The organism is Bradyrhizobium sp. SBR1B, from assembly GCF_014198205.1.
Classification (GTDB): Bacteria; Pseudomonadota; Alphaproteobacteria; order Rhizobiales; family Xanthobacteraceae; genus Bradyrhizobium.
Genome location: NZ_JACIHC010000009.1, coordinates 67,413 through 83,419, shown reverse-complemented (window position 1 = coordinate 83,419; position 16,007 = coordinate 67,413). Strand labels below are relative to the sequence as shown.

General features: G+C 63.5%; 15 protein-coding genes. 8 read left to right on the top strand and 7 right to left on the bottom strand.

Annotated features, from left to right (window positions below; translation table 11 throughout):
- Positions 1 to 23: 23 nt before the first annotated feature.
- Positions 24 to 764, bottom strand: a complete 741-nt coding sequence (locus tag GGD61_RS22990) for a 3-deoxy-manno-octulosonate cytidylyltransferase (RefSeq protein WP_183231192.1) — start codon at positions 762 to 764, stop codon at positions 24 to 26.
- 233 nt (positions 765 to 997) lie between these two features.
- On the opposite strand from GGD61_RS22990, the gene GGD61_RS22985 reads away from it, so the two are divergent.
- From GGD61_RS22985 to GGD61_RS22960, 6 genes are all read left to right on the top strand, one after another.
- The gene (locus GGD61_RS22985; protein WP_092254355.1) at positions 998 to 1,552 is read left to right on the top strand and encodes a cytochrome c family protein; all 555 of its coding nucleotides are present in this window, start codon (positions 998 to 1,000) and stop codon (positions 1,550 to 1,552) included.
- 211 nt (positions 1,553 to 1,763) lie between these two features.
- A complete protein-coding gene (locus GGD61_RS22980) occupies positions 1,764 to 3,665 on the top strand; it encodes an extracellular solute-binding protein (RefSeq protein WP_092254357.1) in 1,902 nt (633 codons plus the stop codon).
- Between the two features lie 14 nt (positions 3,666 to 3,679).
- The gene (locus tag GGD61_RS22975; protein ID WP_183231191.1) at positions 3,680 to 5,566 is read left to right on the top strand and encodes an extracellular solute-binding protein; all 1,887 of its coding nucleotides are present in this window, start codon (positions 3,680 to 3,682) and stop codon (positions 5,564 to 5,566) included.
- A gap of 2 nt (positions 5,567 to 5,568) precedes the next feature.
- On the top strand, positions 5,569 to 6,678 hold the full coding sequence (locus GGD61_RS22970) for a microcin C ABC transporter permease YejB (protein WP_092254361.1): 1,110 nt from the start codon (positions 5,569 to 5,571) through the stop codon (positions 6,676 to 6,678).
- A complete protein-coding gene (locus GGD61_RS22965; protein ID WP_026202073.1) occupies positions 6,678 to 7,856 on the top strand; it encodes an ABC transporter permease in 1,179 nt (392 codons plus the stop codon). Before GGD61_RS22970 ends, GGD61_RS22965 begins: the two co-directional genes overlap by 1 nt.
- Before the next feature lie 4 nt (positions 7,857 to 7,860).
- On the top strand, positions 7,861 to 9,498 hold the full coding sequence (locus GGD61_RS22960; RefSeq protein WP_018318797.1) for an ABC transporter ATP-binding protein: 1,638 nt from the start codon (positions 7,861 to 7,863) through the stop codon (positions 9,496 to 9,498).
- 67 nt (positions 9,499 to 9,565) lie between these two features.
- On the opposite strand, the gene GGD61_RS22955 is transcribed toward GGD61_RS22960, so the two are convergent.
- The 4 genes from GGD61_RS22955 to GGD61_RS22940 form a co-directional block, all read right to left on the bottom strand.
- Complete coding sequence (locus GGD61_RS22955) at positions 9,566 to 9,793, bottom strand: hypothetical protein (protein ID WP_092254363.1); 228 nt, start codon at positions 9,791 to 9,793, stop codon at positions 9,566 to 9,568.
- A 36-nt stretch (positions 9,794 to 9,829) separates the two neighbouring features.
- Positions 9,830 to 10,111 carry a hypothetical protein gene (locus GGD61_RS22950; protein WP_092254365.1) on the bottom strand — a complete coding sequence of 94 codons (282 nt, stop codon included), beginning with the start codon at positions 10,109 to 10,111 and terminating at the stop codon, positions 9,830 to 9,832.
- Between the two features lie 199 nt (positions 10,112 to 10,310).
- The gene (locus GGD61_RS22945) at positions 10,311 to 11,153 is read right to left on the bottom strand and encodes a C40 family peptidase (protein WP_092254366.1); all 843 of its coding nucleotides are present in this window, start codon (positions 11,151 to 11,153) and stop codon (positions 10,311 to 10,313) included.
- Entirely contained in the window at positions 11,146 to 12,519 is a 1,374-nt protein-coding gene (locus GGD61_RS22940) for a M17 family metallopeptidase (RefSeq protein WP_092254368.1), read from the bottom strand. Before GGD61_RS22940 ends, GGD61_RS22945 begins: the two co-directional genes overlap by 8 nt.
- Before the next feature lie 200 nt (positions 12,520 to 12,719).
- On the opposite strand from GGD61_RS22940, the gene GGD61_RS22935 reads away from it, so the two are divergent.
- Together GGD61_RS22935 and GGD61_RS22930 are read left to right on the top strand one after the other, a co-directional pair.
- Complete coding sequence (locus GGD61_RS22935) at positions 12,720 to 12,923, top strand: hypothetical protein (protein WP_018318792.1); 204 nt, start codon at positions 12,720 to 12,722, stop codon at positions 12,921 to 12,923.
- Between the two features lie 230 nt (positions 12,924 to 13,153).
- On the top strand, positions 13,154 to 13,969 hold the full coding sequence (locus tag GGD61_RS22930; protein ID WP_092254370.1) for a tetratricopeptide repeat protein: 816 nt from the start codon (positions 13,154 to 13,156) through the stop codon (positions 13,967 to 13,969).
- Positions 13,970 to 14,044: 75 nt separating this feature from the next.
- Here GGD61_RS22930 and GGD61_RS22925 read toward each other — a convergent pair whose 3' ends face one another.
- Positions 14,045 to 15,019 (bottom strand): type II secretion system F family protein, encoded by a 975-nt coding sequence (locus tag GGD61_RS22925; protein ID WP_018318790.1) that lies wholly within the window; start codon positions 15,017 to 15,019, stop codon positions 14,045 to 14,047.
- A gap of 9 nt (positions 15,020 to 15,028) precedes the next feature.
- Positions 15,029 to 16,006 (bottom strand): type II secretion system F family protein, encoded by a 978-nt coding sequence (locus GGD61_RS22920; RefSeq protein WP_092254372.1) that lies wholly within the window; start codon positions 16,004 to 16,006, stop codon positions 15,029 to 15,031.
- Position 16,007: the final 1 nt, after the last annotated feature.

Below are 16,007 nucleotides of genomic sequence, written 5' to 3'. Positions count from 1 at the left end.
TGGGTCGGCCTTGTAACAGCGGCTCAGGATTTGGAAAGGATGCTGCGGGCGGTTTCCAGGTCCGCGGGCGTGTCGACCCCGCGGGGTACGGTGTCGACGATGGTGAAGTCGATGCGCATTCCCGCCTCGAGCGCCCGGAGCTGTTCGAGCTTCTCCTGCAATTCCAGCGGCGAGGGTGGCAGCGAAACGTAACGCTCCAGCGCCGCGCGGCGATAGGCGTAGAGGCCGATATGGTGGTAACGCGGTCCGTCGCCGGTCGGCGCGGTCGCGCGAGTGAAATAAAGTGCACGCATGCGCCTGCCGCCGAGCGAGGTTCCGATCGCCTTCACGACGCTCGGAGCGAGATCCTCCTCCTCGGTGTGGATCTGCGAGGCCAGTGTCGCGATGTCCACGGCCGGGTCTTGCAGGGGCGGCAGCACCTCGCGGATGTTGCCGATCGTGATCGTCGGGAAATCCCCCTGCAGATTGACCACGATCTCTGCCTTGCCGTCCGGATCGAGCTTCTGCATGGCCTCGTGGATGCGGTCGGAGCCGGAGGGGTGTGTGGGGCTGGTCATCACGGCCTCGCCGCCATGGGCCGCCACGACCGCAGCGATCTGGGGCGTATCGGTCGCGACCGCGACCCGGCCTATACCTGCGGCCTCGGCGCGGCGCAGCACGTGCACGATCATCGGCAATCCCGCGATGTCGGCGAGTGGCTTGCCGGGCAGGCGGGTGGCGGCCATGCGGGCCGGGATCAGCACCAGGATGCGAGGATCGATCATTGGGTCTAGAGATCTGAGGTCAAGAGCCTGAAAACGGGGCGTTTTCCGCGCCGAGAAATGGAGCGGGGACGGCCGAAAGCCGGGTCGCTTATACGGGTTGCCAGACCCCGGGCAAACCGATATCTCAATGGCAAAACTCGGGGAAACGATAAGGAACGTTTGATTCTCCCGAGGCTCGTCCTGGCGGCCGCCCGGCCGCTCGATCCTTCTTGCGGTGTGGGGCCTGGCCGGAAATGGACTCTTTCGAACTCAATAAAATCATGGGTGCCGTGCTTGGTACCTGTCTCTTTCTCTTGGTGACCAGCTTTACCGCCCAGGCTCTTTTCTCGCCCAAGATGCCGGAAAAGCCGGGCTTCGAGATCGCCGTGAAGGAAGACGCCGGCCACGGCAAGGAAGGCGGCGCTGCCGCCGCGGCCTCCGAGCCGATCGAAAAGCTGCTCCAGACCGCCTCCGTCGAAAAGGGCGCAGCGGCCGCCAAGAAGTGCGGCGCCTGCCACACTTTCGAGAAGGGTGGCCCGAATCGCGTCGGTCCGAACCTGTATGGCGTCGTCGGCGAGAAGAGGGGTGAGGGCCGCGGCGGCTTCAATTTCTCCGCTGCCATGAAGGGCAAGGGCGGGACCTGGACATTCGACGACCTCAACAAGTTCATCGCCAATCCGAAGGGCTTCATCCCGGGCACTGCGATGGGCTTCGCCGGTATTGCCAAGGATTCCGAGCGCGCCGATGTCATTGCCTATCTGAATTCGCTGTCGGAGCATCCTCAGCCGCTGCCGACCGCGTCGAAGTAAGCCTCAAGAACCCGATCTTGGAAAATGCGGCCAGGCTGAAAAGCCTGGCCGTTTCCTTATCCGGGCCTCGCGGTGAGTTTATCGGGGCGTTTGGCCGCATCCGACGGGCCGTCCGGCCTTCCAAGATGAGGAAAAAGCAACATATTCGGTCGAAACCTCGCCTATATTGGGAACTTAAAGGAGTAGCCTCCTTCAAGACAGGAATGTTGATTTGGCCATTACCCGACGTGATCTCCTGCTCACCGGCACTGCGGCCGCAGCGCTCCCCGCCCTCGGTTCCGTAGCGGGCCTTTCCGTCGTCGGCAGTGCCGAGGCGCAATCGGCGAATGAGCTTCCCTGGCGCCATGCCTTGTCGCTGTTCGGAAAGGTCAAGTACCCCGCCGACTTCAAGCGCTTCGACTACGTCAATCCGGAAGCGCCCAAGGGCGGCGTCGCGCGCCAGATCGCCGTCGGCACCTTTGACAACCTCAACATCGTGGTATCGGGTGTGAAGGGCCAGGTCGCCGGTGCCGTCGCTTTCATCTATGAATCGCTCCTCACGCAGTCGCTCGACGAGGTCTCGACCGAGTACGGTGCGCTGGCCGAAGCCGTCAGCCACCCCGACGATTTCTCCTTCGTCACCTACCGCTTGCGGCCCCAGGCCAAATGGCACGACGGCAAGCCGGTCACCGCCGATGACGTGATCTTCTCGCTCGAGTCCTTCAAGAAGCACCATCCGATGTACTCGGCCTATTACAGCCATGTGGTGAAGGCCGAGAAGGTCAGCGAGCGCGAGGTGAAGTTCGTGTTCGACGCGCCGGGAAATCGCGAGCTGCCGCAGATCGTCGGGCAGCTCATCGTCCTGCCGAAGCATTGGTGGGAGGGGACTGACGCGCAGGGGCGCAAGCGGGACGTGTCCGCCACCACGCTCGAGGTGCCGCTCGGCTCCGGTCCCTACAAGATCAAGGATTTCGTCGCCGGACGGTCGATCGCTATGGAGCGCGTCAAGGATTATTGGGGCCGCGATTTGCCGGCCAATGTTGGCCGCAACAATTTCGACGAGCTTCGCTACGAATATTTCCGCGATGCCACCGTCGCGATCGAGGCCTTCAAGGCCGACCAGGTCGACTGGCGTACCGAGAACAGTGCGAAGAACTGGGCGACCGCCTACGACTTCCCGGCCGTGAGTGAGAAGCGCGTGATCCTCGAGGAATTCGCCAATCGCAGCTCAGGTGTCATGCAGGCTTTCGTGCCGAACCTGCGCCGCGGCAAGTTCAGCGATCCCCGCGTGCGGCGTGCACTTAACTACGCGTTCGACTTCGAGGAGATGAACAAGCAGATCTTCTACGGCCAGTACAAGCGCATCAGCAGCTATTTCGATGGCATCGACGAGCTCATGGCAACCGGCTTGCCGCAGGGCAAGGAGCTCGAGATCCTCGAGACCGTCCGCACCCAGGTGCCGCCCGAAGTCTTCACCACGGCCTACACCAATCCGGTCGGCGGCAGTCCGGAAGCCGTGCGCGACAATCTGCGCGAGGCGCTGCGCCTGTTCAAGGAGGCCGGCTACGAGGTGCGCGACCGCAAGCTGACCGACGTCAAGACCGGCGCGCAGTTCACGCTCGAACTGCTGAACTCGGATCCGAGCTTCGAGCGGATCACGCTGTTCTACAAGCCGTCCCTGGAGCGGCTCGGCATTGCCGTCAACGTGCGGACGGTCGACCCGACCCAGTACGAGAACAGGACGCGCGAGTGGGATTTCGACATCGTCACAAACTCGTGGGGCGAGTCGCAGTCGCCAGGCAACGAGCAGCGCGAGTTCTGGTCGACCAAGACGGCTGACATCGCCGGCTCGCGCAACATTGCGGGCATCAAGAATCCCGCAATCGACAAGCTGATCGAGCGGGTCATCTACGCTACCGATCGGGACGATCTCGTCGCGGCCACCAAGGCACTCGACCGCGTGCTGCTGTGGAATCACTACGTCGTGCCGCAATGGACTTATAACAAGGTGCGGACGGCACGCTGGGATCGCTTCGGCCGGCCGACGGAAATGCCGAAATACGGCCAATCCGGCTTCCCGTTCATCTGGTGGTACGACGCAGAGAAGGCGGCGCGGATCGCAAAGAAGTCGTGAAGGACATTCCCCGCATGACGCAGATGTCACGCCGCCACGTGCTGGCCCTCGGTGTCGGCGGCACCCTCGGGATGTCGCTGGGCGCGCAGCCGTGGCGCGGAGCGCATGCATCGGAAGCGGGGATCGAGGCTCACGGTATCTCGGCGTTCGGCGATCTCAAATATCCCGCCGACTTCCACCATTTCGACTACGTCAACGTCGATGCGCCGAAAGGCGGCACGTTCTCACTCATTCCGTCGGTGCGCGCCTACAACCAATCCTACCAGACCTTCAACTCGCTCAACGCCTTCATCCTGAAGGGCGACGGCGCTCAGGGCATGGACATGACGTTTGCGCCACTGATGGTGCGCGCAAGCGACGAGCCTGATGCGATGTACGGGCTTGCCGCCAAATCCGTGCAGATATCGCCGGACAAGCTGGTCTACCGCTTCACGATGCGGCCGGAGGCGAAATTCCACGACGGCACGAAGCTCACCGCGCATGATGCGGCGTTTTCGCTGATGACGCTGAAGACCAAGGGACATCCCCTGATCCTCGTGCAGCTGCGCGACATGGTCAGCGCAGAGGCGGTCGACGATGCAACGCTCGTCGTCACCTTTGCCAAGGGCCGGGCGCGCGACGTGCCGCTCTATGCCGCCAGCCTGCCGATCTTCTCGAAGGCCTACTACGCGTCTCGCCCGTTCGATGAATCGTCGCTGGAGACCCCGCTGGGCTCCGGTCCGTACAAGGTCGGCAAGTTCGAGGTCAATCGCTATATCGAGTATGAGCGGGTGAAGGACTGGTGGGCTTCCGATCTGCCGCCCTGCCGCGGTGCCTATAATTTCGATGTCGTGCGCTATGAGTTCTATCGCGACCGCGACGTCGCTTTCGAAGGGTTTACCGGCAAGAACTATCTCTACCGGGAAGAGTTCACCTCACGCATCTGGGCGACGCGATACGACTTCGCGGCCGTGAAGGATGGCCGCGTCAAGCTCGAGATCGTGCCCGACGACACGCCATCCGGCGCGCAGGGCTGGTTCATCAATACCCGGCGCGAGAAATTCAGGGATCCCCGCGTACGTGAGGCCCTGATCGACGCTTTCGACTTCGAATGGACCAACAAGACCATCATGTACGGCGCCTATGCCCGTACGGTGTCACCGTTCCAGAATTCCGATCTCATGGCTAGCAATGGCCCTCCGTCGCCGGAAGAGCTGAAGCTGCTCGAGCCATTCCGCGGGCAGGTTCCCGACGAGGTGTTCGCTGCGTCCTTCGCGCCGCCGGTTTCCGACGGATCGGGGCAGGATCGAGCTCTCTTGCGCAAGTCGCAGCAGCTGCTCAACGAAGCCGGCTTTCCGATCAAGGACGGCAAGCGAATGCTGCCGAGCGGAGAGGTGTTCAAGATTGAATTCCTGGCGGAGGAGCCCTCGCTCCAGCCGCATCACGCGCCGTATATCAAGAACTTGGGGACGCTCGGCATCGAGGCGAGCCTCCGCCTCGTCGATGCCGTGCAATATCGCTCGCGCGTGGAGGATTTCGACTTTGACATGACGATCCAGCGTTTCAGCATGTCGGCGACGCCGGGCGATGCCATGCGCGCGTTCTTCTCCTCGCAGGTCGCGAACACCAAGGGCTCGTACAATCTCGCGGGCGTCGCCAGTCCGGCCATCGACGCCATGATCGAGAAGATCATGGCGGCCGACAGCCGCGAGGAATTGAGCATCGCCTGCCGCGCCTTCGATCGCCTGTTCCGCACTGGCCGCTATTGGGTGCCGCAATGGTACAACAAGACGCACCGGCTGGCTTATTGGGATCAGTTCGGCCATCCGCAGAAGCTGCCGCGCTATGCCAATGGCGTCGGCGCGCCCGATATCTGGTGGCATGAACCTGCCAAGGCCGCCAAGCTCGAGCAGGCGAAGTAACCATGAGCGCCTATATCGCCCGCCGCATCCTCCTGATGATTCCGACGCTGCTCGGAATCCTCTTCGTGTCCTTCGTTGTCGTGCAGTTCGCGCCGGGCGGCCCGGTCGAGCGCGTGATCGCGCAGCTCTCCGGGGCCGACACCGGCGGCACTTCGCGGATTTCGGGCGGCAGCGACTTTGCGCAGCGCGCGCCCGGGCAAGTCGGGGCCGGTGGCGACGCCATCAACTCGAAATATCGCGGCGCGCAGGGCCTTGATCCTGACTTCATCAAGAAGCTCGAGGTGCAGTTCGGCTTCGACAAGCCGGCACCGGAACGCTTCGCCCTGATGGTCTGGAATTTCGCCCGCTTCGATTTCGGCAAGAGCTATTTCCGCGACGTCAGCGTTCTGCAACTGATCAAGGAGAAGCTGCCGGTCTCGATCTCGCTCGGCCTGTGGCTGACGCTGATCACCTATCTGATCTCGATTCCACTCGGCATCCGCAAGGCGGTGAAGGACGGCACGCGCTTCGACACCTGGACATCGACCGTTCTCGTGCTGGGCTATGCCATTCCCGGCTTTCTGTTCGCAATCCTCCTCATCATCCTGTTTGCCGGCGGTTCCTTCTTCAATTGGTTTCCGCTGCGCGGACTGACCTCCGACGGCTGGTCGCAGTTTCCCTGGTACTGGAAGATTATCGATTATTTCTGGCATCTGACGCTGCCGTTGATCGCCATGGGGCTCGGTGCCTTCACCACCATGACGTTCCTGACGAAGAATTCGTTCCTGGACGAAATCCGCAAGCAATACGTCATGACTGCGCGCGCCAAGGGCTGCGGCGAGGGCCGGGTGCTTTACGGCCACGTCTTCCGCAATGCGATGCTGATCGTGATCGCGGGCTTCCCCGGGACCTTCATCCACGCGTTCTTTTCGGGCTCGCTTCTGATCGAGACCATCTTCTCGCTCGACGGGCTGGGGCTGCTCAGCTTCGAGAGCGTGCTCAATCGCGACTATCCCGTGGTGTTCGGCACGCTCTACATCTTTTCGCTGGTCGGCCTCGTGATCAATTTGATCTCCGACCTCACCTATATGTGGATCGACCCACGGATCGATTTCGAGGCGCGGGAGGTCTGATGACGGTTACCGCGCCGACGCCGATCGAGACCACGACCCAGTCCCCGCTGGGCGAGGTCGTCCCGATCACGCGCAAGCCCTTCGCGCCTTCACCGCTCAACAGGCGGCGGTGGCAGAACTTCAAGGCGAACCGCCGCGGCTACTGGTCCTTCTGGATATTCATCGCCCTGTTCGTGGTCTCGCTGTTCGCGGAGTTGATCGCCAACGATCGGCCTTTCCTGATCAAGTTCGACGGCCGGCTCTATTGGCCCGCGTTCGTGACCTATTCGGAAACCACCTTCGGCGGCGACTTCGAAACCGCGGCCGACTATCGCGATCCCTATTTGCAGAAGCTGATCAAGGACAAGGGCGGCAGCATCGTCTGGCCCCTGATCCGTTATTCTTACGACACCCACAATCTGGACCTGCCGACGCCTGCGCCGTCACCGCCGACATGGATGCTGACGGAAGCGCAATGCAAGCCGGTGGTGGAGAAGAAGGGGCTGAAGAGTTGCCGCGACCTCGAATATAACTGGCTCGGGACGGACGATCAGGGGCGCGACGTGGTCGCGCGGCTGATCTATGGCTTCCGCATCTCGGTGCTATTCGGCCTTTGCCTCACGATCGTCTCGTCCGTTATCGGCATCGCGGCGGGTGCGGTGCAGGGATATTTCGGCGGCCGGGTCGATCTCATCTTCCAGCGCTTTATCGAGATCTGGACGGCGATTCCCTCGCTCTATCTTCTGCTGATCCTGTCGTCGGTGCTCGTGCCCGGCTTCTTCGTGCTGCTTGGCATCCTCCTGCTATTCTCCTGGGTCTCGCTGGTGGGTCTGGTGCGGGCCGAGTTCCTGCGCGGGCGCAACTTCGAATACATCCAGGCGGCACGGGCGCTCGGCGTCTCCAATCCCGTCATCATGTTCCGCCACCTGTTGCCGAACGCGATGGTCGCGACCATGACGTTTCTGCCCTTCATCGTGTCGAGCTCGGTGATGACGCTGACGGCGCTGGACTTCCTTGGCTTCGGCCTGCCGCCAGGATCGCCTTCGCTCGGCGAATTGCTGTCGCAGGCCAAGGCCAATGTGCAGGCCCCCTGGCTCGGCTTCTCCGGCTTCTTCTCGGTCGCGAGCATGCTGTCGCTCCTGATCTTCATCGGCGAAGCGGTGCGCGACGCCTTCGATCCGCGCAAGACGTTCAGGTAAGGCCATGGATGCGATCAACCAGCCCCTGCTCAGCGTGCGCGACCTGTCGGTGGCTTTCCACCAGGGCGGCACCACCACGCTCGCGGTCGACAAGGTCTCGTTCCAGATCAAGCGCGGCGAATGCCTGGCTTTGGTCGGCGAATCCGGCTCCGGCAAATCCGTCAGCGCGCTCTCGATTCTCAAGCTTTTGCCCTATCCGAACGCCTCGCACCCCTCGGGCAGCATCCGCTTCAAGGGGCAGGAGCTGATCGACCGATCCGAGCAGGAGATGCGGGAGATTCGCGGCAGCGACATCTCCATCATTTTCCAGGAGCCGATGACCTCGCTCAATCCGCTGCACACGATCGAGGCGCAGATCGGCGAGATCATCCAGCTGCACAATCCGACCAGCAATGCGGAGGCGCGCCGGCGGACGCTGGAATTGCTGACGCAGGTCGGTATTCCCGAGCCGGAGACGCGACTGAAGAGCTATCCGCATCAGCTCTCCGGCGGTCAGCGCCAGCGTGTGATGATCGCGATGGCGCTCGCCAATGAGCCCGATCTGTTGATCGCGGACGAGCCCACCACGGCGCTCGACGTCACCGTGCAGGCGCAGATCCTGGCGCTGCTCGCCGAGATCCGCTCGCGGCTCGGCATGAGCCTGCTCTTCATCACCCACGATCTCGGCATCGTGCGCCGCATCGCCGACACCGTCTGTGTCATGAAGAGCGGCGAGATCGTCGAGCAGGGGCCGGTCGAGCAGGTCTTCAAGAGCCCGAAACATCCCTATACGCGCGACCTGCTCGCGGCGGAACCGAAGCCCGATCCGGCACCGCCGCAGCCGGGTGCCCCGGTGGTGATGTCCGCCAACGAGCTGAAGGTCTGGTTTCCGATCAAGCGCGGCCTGATGCGCAAGACCGTCGGCCACATCAAGGCGGTCGACGGCGTCAGCATCGCCGTGCGCAAGGGCGAGACGCTCGGTGTGGTCGGCGAGTCAGGCTCGGGCAAGACCACGCTGGGGCTGGCATTGCTGCGGCTGATCTCCTCGAACGGACGCATCGTGTTCCTGGGCAAGGACATCCAGGGCCTGCGCTTCAAGGAGATGCGGCCGTTCCGGCGCGACATGCAGATCGTGTTCCAGGACCCGTTCGGCTCGCTCAGCCCGCGCATGTCGGTCGCCGACATCATCGCCGAAGGTCTCTCCGTGCATCAGCCGGGGCTGTCGCGCGAGGAACGCGAGGCGCGCGTCGTCAAGGCGCTGGAAGACGTCGGGCTGAAGCCCGATACCCGCTACCGCTATCCCCACGAATTCTCCGGCGGCCAGCGCCAGCGCATCAGCATCGCGCGGGCCGTGGTGCTGGAGCCGGACTTCGTCGTGCTCGACGAGCCGACCAGCGCGCTCGACATGCTGTTCCAGGCGCAGATGGTCGATCTGTTGCGCGAACTCCAGCGCAAGCGCGAGCTCACCTACATGTTCATCTCGCACGATCTACGCGTCGTCGCCTCGCTTGCGAGCCACCTGATCGTGATGCGCGGCGGCAAGGTCGTCGAAGAGGGACAGGCCGCCGAGCTATTCAAGAATCCGAAGACCGATTACACACGCGCGCTGTTCGCGGCGGCGTTCCGGCTCGAGACAGCGGGCAACGGGTCGGTGGCGACGTAGCCCGTCATCCCAGGCGAGCGACATCGCGGCGCCCTGAGCGTTTCACCGGAACAGGCCCGCCTTGATGTTACGCGGCGCGTTCCTTGTCTGACGCTTCCTCGACCCTGGTCGCAGTGTCTTCCAGGTTCTTGTCGTAATTGGCCTCGAGCCTCTCGATACTATCGGCCCACATCCTCAGCATTGAGACCTGGAAGTGCATCATCGGCTTCAAGGCATTCATGCCAATTGCTGTCGCTGCGGCGATGCGCCGTTGAGGGTCGCGCACGAAACGGTTTGCATTGGTGTCGTCTGCCATGCTGCTCGCTCCTTCGCTCTGGTGTCATGACCTAAGCTATCTGTCCTGTTGTGAACTGCTTGCTTCCAAGCGTTCGGCCAGAAGTTGATCTGCCGCGCGGCGCGCGCATTGGTCGTCATGCAGTTCATCCAGCTTTTTCAAGTAGGCGACCGCGGCTATCTGCAAGAGATCGAAATCGTCCTCGCAGGTGTCGCGAAGATTGGAGATGTAGCTGTAGAGGGCGGAACGCCTGTCGTCGTTCTCGCTGATGCCGCTATGGAGCAGCAAGTAGTTTCGCCAAGCGAACGCACACGCGCCTTCTCTGGCCTGAGAACTCATGGGCACCTCCCAAAGCCAAAGAAAGACTGACGCCGCGTTTCGTTCCGCAAATCACCTCAGATGTAACGTTGTTCCGTAGCTGCGCCGCAAGGTAAACCATTCTGCCAGTGCTAATGCGCCCGTTCCGTCCGCAACCGCGTCCGAAACCTGTTCGGATGCCGAGAAAAAAGATCGAGTACGATCCTCTCGATCCACGGCCCTAGAGCCGCTTGATCGCAACGACCTCGCTGCCGGCCTGCCTGATCCGCGCAATTGCCGGCTGGATCGGTTCGATCACCGTCGCCATGTGATACGCGTTGGCGTGAACCATGGTGCTGCCATCGCGCACGATGGCAACGTGGCCCTTCCAGAAGATCAGATCGCCGCGTAGCAAGCTGCTTCGCTCATGCGGCTCCAGTGCGCGGCCGAGACCGGCCAGCTGCATGTCGCTGTCGCGTGGGCAGCCGATTCCCGCCGATGTCAGCGAGACCTGGACGAGGCCGGAGCAATCGATGCCGAAACTGCTCTTGCCGCCCCAGAGATAGGGCGTGCCGACGAAGCGGTCGGCGACCGCAACGAAGTCCGGCTCGCGATGATCGAGCGGGGCGAGATGCGCCTTCGGCAGGTAACTGCCCTCGCGCGTGACGGCGAAGCTGCCGTCCTCGCGCGCCACAGCCAGCCTGGATCCCATCACGAGCGTGTCGGCCGGCGGCAGCTTGATCGAGGGGCCGGGGAAGGCGAACGTCCGCAGCGCGCTGACCACATGGGTCGGCGTCGCCGAGGGTTTCATGAGCGCTGCATCCGGCAGCCAGCCGACATAGCCGTCGCCATTGAGCTGGCCCCACGCCCAGCCCTCGCTGTTGCGGTCGTAGACCGTGACGCGTTCACCGCGCAATGCCTCCGTCATCAGCATCGCGCCCGAAGACGGCTGCTCGCGTACCGGCGCGACCGGATCAACCACCTCGAATTCTTCGCCGGCGACGAAGCGATCCGCCTCGACCTTGCCTTCGAGGTATTTCGCGGCGAGGTCGCCCCGCGCCGGTGTTAGTCGCGGATCATGCATAGCGCTCGCTCAGCAAAGTATAGATCGCGCGCGCGGCCTGGCACTCGCCGCCTTCGGGACGGGCCGGCTTTGCCGACGGTGTCCAGCCGTAGATGTCGACATGCAGCCAGCTCTTCGCGTGCTCGACGAAGCGTTGCAGGAACAGCGCGCAGGTGATCGAGCCGGCAAAGCCGCCGGATGGTGCGTTGGTGATGGTGGCCGTCTTGGAGTCCAGCCACGCATCGTAAGCCGGCCACAGCGGCATGCGCCACAACGGATCGTTCTCCTGCACCGCACAGCGCGCGACATCGGCGGCAAGGCTCTCATCATTGGTGTAAAAGGGCGGTAAATCCGGTCCCAGCGCGACACGCGCGGCGCCGGTCAGCGTGCCCAGATCGATCAGCAGATCGGGCTTTTCCTCATCGGCCAATGCCAGCGCGTCGGCGAGCACCAGCCGGCCTTCGGCGTCGGTATTGCCGATCTCCACCGTGATGCCCTTGCGCGAGGTGAAGATGTCGAGCGGGCGGAAGGCGTTGCCGGCGACCGCGTTCTCCACCGCTGGAATCAGCACGCGCAGCCGCACCTTCAGCTTCGCATCCATCACCATGCGCGCCAGCGCCAGCACGTTGGCGGCGCCGCCCATGTCCTTCTTCATGATCAGCATGCCGCTCGACGGCTTCAGGTCGAGCCCGCCGGTGTCGAAGCAGACGCCCTTGCCGACAAGCGTCACCTTGGGATGATCTGGATCGCCCCAGCCGATGTCGATCAGCCGCGGCGCGCGGCTGGAGGCCATGCCGACGGCGTGGATCAGCGGGAAGTTCTTCTCCAGATCGTCGCCGACGGTGCAGGCGAAGCTTGCGCCGAACTCCGCGGCGAGGTCTTGCGCGGCGGCGGCCAGCTCCGCCGGCCCCATGTCGTTGGACGGCGTGTTGATGAGGTCGCGCGCGAGCATCGCCGCGTCAGCGATCCGCTCGATTTCGGCCGCATCGACGCCATCAGGCGGCACCAGCCGGACGTCGGGCCTGTCAGCCTTGCGGTAGCGCGCGAACCGGTAGCGCCCCATCGCAAAAGCGAGCGCCGCCAGCCGTGCATCGTGGGGTGCATTGGCAAAGCGATAGATACCCGGCGGCAGCAGGCCGGGCAGGGCGCCGGGCCGGAACAGGTCGCGCGATCTTGCCCCCTCGTCCTCGAGGCCGAACAGCACCTGCGCGATTGCGCCATCGGGCGCAGGCAGTGCCAGATAGGCGCCCGGCTTGGCGGCAAAGGCGCATGCCGCAGCGAACGCGCGTTGCGGCGGCGGCAACGCCTCGGCGACCTGATCCCAGCTCGATTTGGTGACGAAGGTGATCGGGATGGCGGCGGAAGACGTCTCGAAGACAGAGGGCATTGGCGGGTCCGGATCGTCAGATCGAACGGGTTATGCGAACGGATGAGACTTCGCAGAGTTTCGCCGCCGCTGCAATCGGCTTTGCTGTCGCCGTTCAGCGAGCCGCTACTCGCGGCGAAGGGGCCATGCTAGGTTCCGGCAACGGTCGCCAGAGTTGGAGATCAGGCGACCGACGACAAGGCGCGCCGGGAGGAAATGCAATGGAATTTGTGTGGAGCGTGGTCACGTTCATTGGCGAGGCCATCGAGGCGATTTTCGGCTATGTCGAGCACCACCATTGGATCTTCGCGTTCCTCGCCGGCGGCTACGTCTTCTATCTCCACGACCGCTCGGTCCACGCACGGTTCGATGCGCTCGACAGGCGCGTCGACGAAATCCGCAAACGGCTTGCCATCGAATATTGATCGGGCGAGACGAAAACCGTCGTCGCACGTATCTCGTGTTGAGAGCTGGCGTTCGCGCGAGCGGCCTTCGACCTGCTGCTGCTGGATTCCCAACGCGCAAGCCTGACGACGCTTGCGAGCGGGAATATCGACGAGAGCACGGCCCGGGAGCGGTGTTAACCGGCCGTTAGGGTTAACAGTCTATTGCTGGCGCGTTCGGCTCGATCAATCGGCTCGAGAGTCAAAGCGTCATGCGTCTACGGTTCAGTCTTCCTCGGCTTCTTGCGTCCACCTCGCTGGTCGCGGCGGTGGCCATGGGTCTCGGCGGCTGCACGGGCATGTCGAAGCTCTCCGACGTGACGGGCTCGATCGGCGGGCCACGGGCAGAGGCGGCTCCCACCGATCCGGCGCGCGCGGTCGAGGTCTATGGCGAGCGCTACCGCGCCAATCCCAAGGATGCCGATGCCGCGCTCGCCTACGGTCAGGCATTGCGCGCCAACGGTCAGCGCGCCCAGGCCGCCGCCGTGCTCGAGCAGGCGACCATCGCCAATCCCGGCAACAAGGCGCTGCTCGCCCAATACGGCCGCGCCCTCGCCGACAACGGTAATTTCCAGCAGGCCTACGACGTGCTGTCGAAAGCGCATTCGCCTGACAATCCGGATTGGCGCCTGCTTTCGGTGCAGGGCACCGCGCTGGACCAGATGGGTCGTCACGAGGAAGCGCGCTCCTACTACGCGAGCGCGCTCAAGATCGCACCGGGTGATCCCGGTGTGCTCTCTAATCTCGGCCTGTCCTACATGTTGTCGAGAGACCTTCCGAAGGCCGAAGAGGTGCTACGGCAGGCCTACGCCTCGCCGCGTGCGAGCATCCGGGTGCGGCAGAATCTCGGTCTTGTCGTCGGTCTGCAGGGTCGCTTCGCCGAAGCCGAGACCATCGTGAAGGCGGATCTGCCACCGGATCAGGCCGCGGCCAACGTCGCCTATCTCAAGGAGATGCTCAGCCGCAGCGACGCTCCCCGTGGCGCACCGAAGCGGACGCCGGTCGCCTCGCTCAGCCAGCCCGATTGATCCGAGCTGATCGTCTCTTCTATCGTCTCATGCTGAAAGCGGACCGCGAGCCGCGTGCGCGACCCGCGTCTTGCGTCATTGCATCTCGGAGATCTTGATGCCGGTCGGTCCGAGAATGACGACGAACAGCACGGGCAGGAAGAACAGGATCATCGGCACGGTCAGCTTCGGCGGCAGGGCGGCAGCCTTCTTTTCGGCCTCGTTCATGCGCATGTCGCGATTTTCCTGCGCCATGACGCGCAAGGAATGTCCGAGCGGGGTGCCGTAACGCTCCGCCTGCTGAAGCGCGAGACACACCGACTTGACGCCCTCGAGCCCGGTGCGTCGCGCCAAATTCTCGTAAGCGACCTTGCGATCCTGCAGATAGGATAATTCGGCCGTGGTCAGCGTGAACTCCTCCGACAGTGCGATCGACTGTCCCACGATCTCGGTGGCGACTTTCCGGAACGCCATCTCGACCGACATGCCGGATTCGATGCAGATCAGAAGCAGGTCGAGCGCATCGGGAAAGGCGCGCTTGATCGAGAGCTGGCGCTTGGAGATCGCATTCCTGAGGAACAGCATCGGCGCCTGGAGGCCCAGATAGGCGGCGCCGATGCAGATGCCGATCTTGATCGGCATGCCCTGCTGAAGATGCGCGATCAGGAAAACGTAGATGACCGAGCCGATAAAGAGCACCATCGGCGTGACCATGCGGGCAAACAGGAATGTGATGTAGGGCGCCTGACCGCGGTAACCCGCCATGATCAGCTTGTCGCGCGCGGCTTCCTGCGCGAGCCATTTGGTGAGGTTGAAGTCCTCGACGACCTTGGAGACGAGCTGCTTCGGCGTCTGGCGTAGCGTGACCTTTTCATTCTTGTGAAGGCGCTCACGCTCCCGCTGCCGGATGCGCTCGCGCTCGCTCGCCACCGCCTTCATGCGTTTGGAGAGGCCTTCGCCGGCGAACAGCGGCATCACCAGCGTATAGACGGTGGCGCTGGCGGCAATGGCCGCCAGCATCATGGTCATGAAATGGACGTCATGTAGTTTCGCGACGAGAAACTGGACCATACTGCACCGTCAGAAATCGAAATTGATCATCTTCTTCATCACCATGATGCCGACCGCCATCCAGACGACGCAGCCGACCAGCATGAGCTGGCCGGTGGGATGGGTCCACAGCACCGAGATGTAATGTGGCGTCGTGAGATAGACGAGGAACATCACGATCGGCGGCAGCGAGCCGATGATGCCGGCCGAGGCCTTGGCTTCCATCGACATCGCCTGGATCTTTTCCCTCATCTTCTTGCGGTCGCGCAGCACCTTGGAAAGGTTGCCGAGCGCTTCGGAGAGGTTGCCGCCGGATTTCTGCTGGATCGAGATGACGATGCCCAAGAAGTTGGCCTCCGGCAACGGCATGCGATCATAGAGCCGCGAGCAGGCCTCGCCGAGCGGCATGCCGATCGCCTGGGTCTCGATGATCGCCAGAAACTCGCTGCGCAGCGGCTCGGGCGCGTCGGCCGCGACGACCTTGATCGATTCGAACAAGGGCAGGCCCGCCTTGATGCCGCGGACGATGACGTCGACCGCGTCGGGCAGCGCCGCCAGGAACTTGGCCTCGCGCCGCTTTTTCAGGAAGCCCAGCGCCCAGCGCGGCAGGCCGAACCCGCCGGCAAAGGCGAGGCCGGCAGCACCGATCAGGCCGCCGCCGGCGAACAGAGCGGCTGCGAAGAACGCGCCCGCCACGACGGCGGAGACGATCCAGAATTTCTGCGGCGTCCAATCGAGCCCCGCCTGCGACAGGCGGACGGGGAGCGGAGCGCTCTTCTCCTGCAGGCGTCGCGCCTCGAGATCCTTCAGCGTGGTCTCGACCTGCTCGCGGCGCGAGCGCTGGGTCTTCTCGGCCTGGCGGGCCGTGGGCGCCTCGGCGCGCGAGATCGAAGCGCGGCGGCTTTCGGCCTTTCGTTCCCCGGACAGCAGCGGATAGAGGAAGACCCAGGCGATGCCGCCGACCGCCGCGGTGGCAAGGAATGCGAGGGCGAGGACCTGCATGTTCATG

Excerpts from the sequence above, each read along its gene's own strand:
- GGD61_RS22990 (WP_183231192.1), bottom strand. The coding sequence starts at position 764 with ATGATCGATCCTCGCATCCTGGTGCTGATCCCGGCCCGCATGGCCGCC.
- GGD61_RS22985 (WP_092254355.1), top strand. The coding sequence starts at position 998 with ATGGACTCTTTCGAACTCAATAAAATCATGGGTGCCGTGCTTGGTACC.
- GGD61_RS22975 (WP_183231191.1), top strand. The coding sequence starts at position 3,680 with ATGACGCAGATGTCACGCCGCCACGTGCTGGCCCTCGGTGTCGGCGGC.
- GGD61_RS22970 (WP_092254361.1), top strand. The coding sequence starts at position 5,569 with ATGAGCGCCTATATCGCCCGCCGCATCCTCCTGATGATTCCGACGCTG.
- GGD61_RS22965 (WP_026202073.1), top strand. The coding sequence starts at position 6,678 with ATGACGGTTACCGCGCCGACGCCGATCGAGACCACGACCCAGTCCCCG.
- GGD61_RS22960 (WP_018318797.1), top strand. The coding sequence starts at position 7,861 with ATGGATGCGATCAACCAGCCCCTGCTCAGCGTGCGCGACCTGTCGGTG.
- GGD61_RS22955 (WP_092254363.1), bottom strand. The coding sequence starts at position 9,793 with ATGGCAGACGACACCAATGCAAACCGTTTCGTGCGCGACCCTCAACGG.
- GGD61_RS22950 (WP_092254365.1), bottom strand. The coding sequence starts at position 10,111 with ATGAGTTCTCAGGCCAGAGAAGGCGCGTGTGCGTTCGCTTGGCGAAAC.
- GGD61_RS22945 (WP_092254366.1), bottom strand. The coding sequence starts at position 11,153 with ATGCATGATCCGCGACTAACACCGGCGCGGGGCGACCTCGCCGCGAAA.
- GGD61_RS22940 (WP_092254368.1), bottom strand. The coding sequence starts at position 12,519 with ATGCCCTCTGTCTTCGAGACGTCTTCCGCCGCCATCCCGATCACCTTC.
- GGD61_RS22935 (WP_018318792.1), top strand. The coding sequence starts at position 12,720 with ATGGAATTTGTGTGGAGCGTGGTCACGTTCATTGGCGAGGCCATCGAG.
- GGD61_RS22930 (WP_092254370.1), top strand. The coding sequence starts at position 13,154 with ATGCGTCTACGGTTCAGTCTTCCTCGGCTTCTTGCGTCCACCTCGCTG.
- GGD61_RS22925 (WP_018318790.1), bottom strand. The coding sequence starts at position 15,019 with ATGGTCCAGTTTCTCGTCGCGAAACTACATGACGTCCATTTCATGACC.
- GGD61_RS22920 (WP_092254372.1), bottom strand. The coding sequence starts at position 16,006 with ATGAACATGCAGGTCCTCGCCCTCGCATTCCTTGCCACCGCGGCGGTC.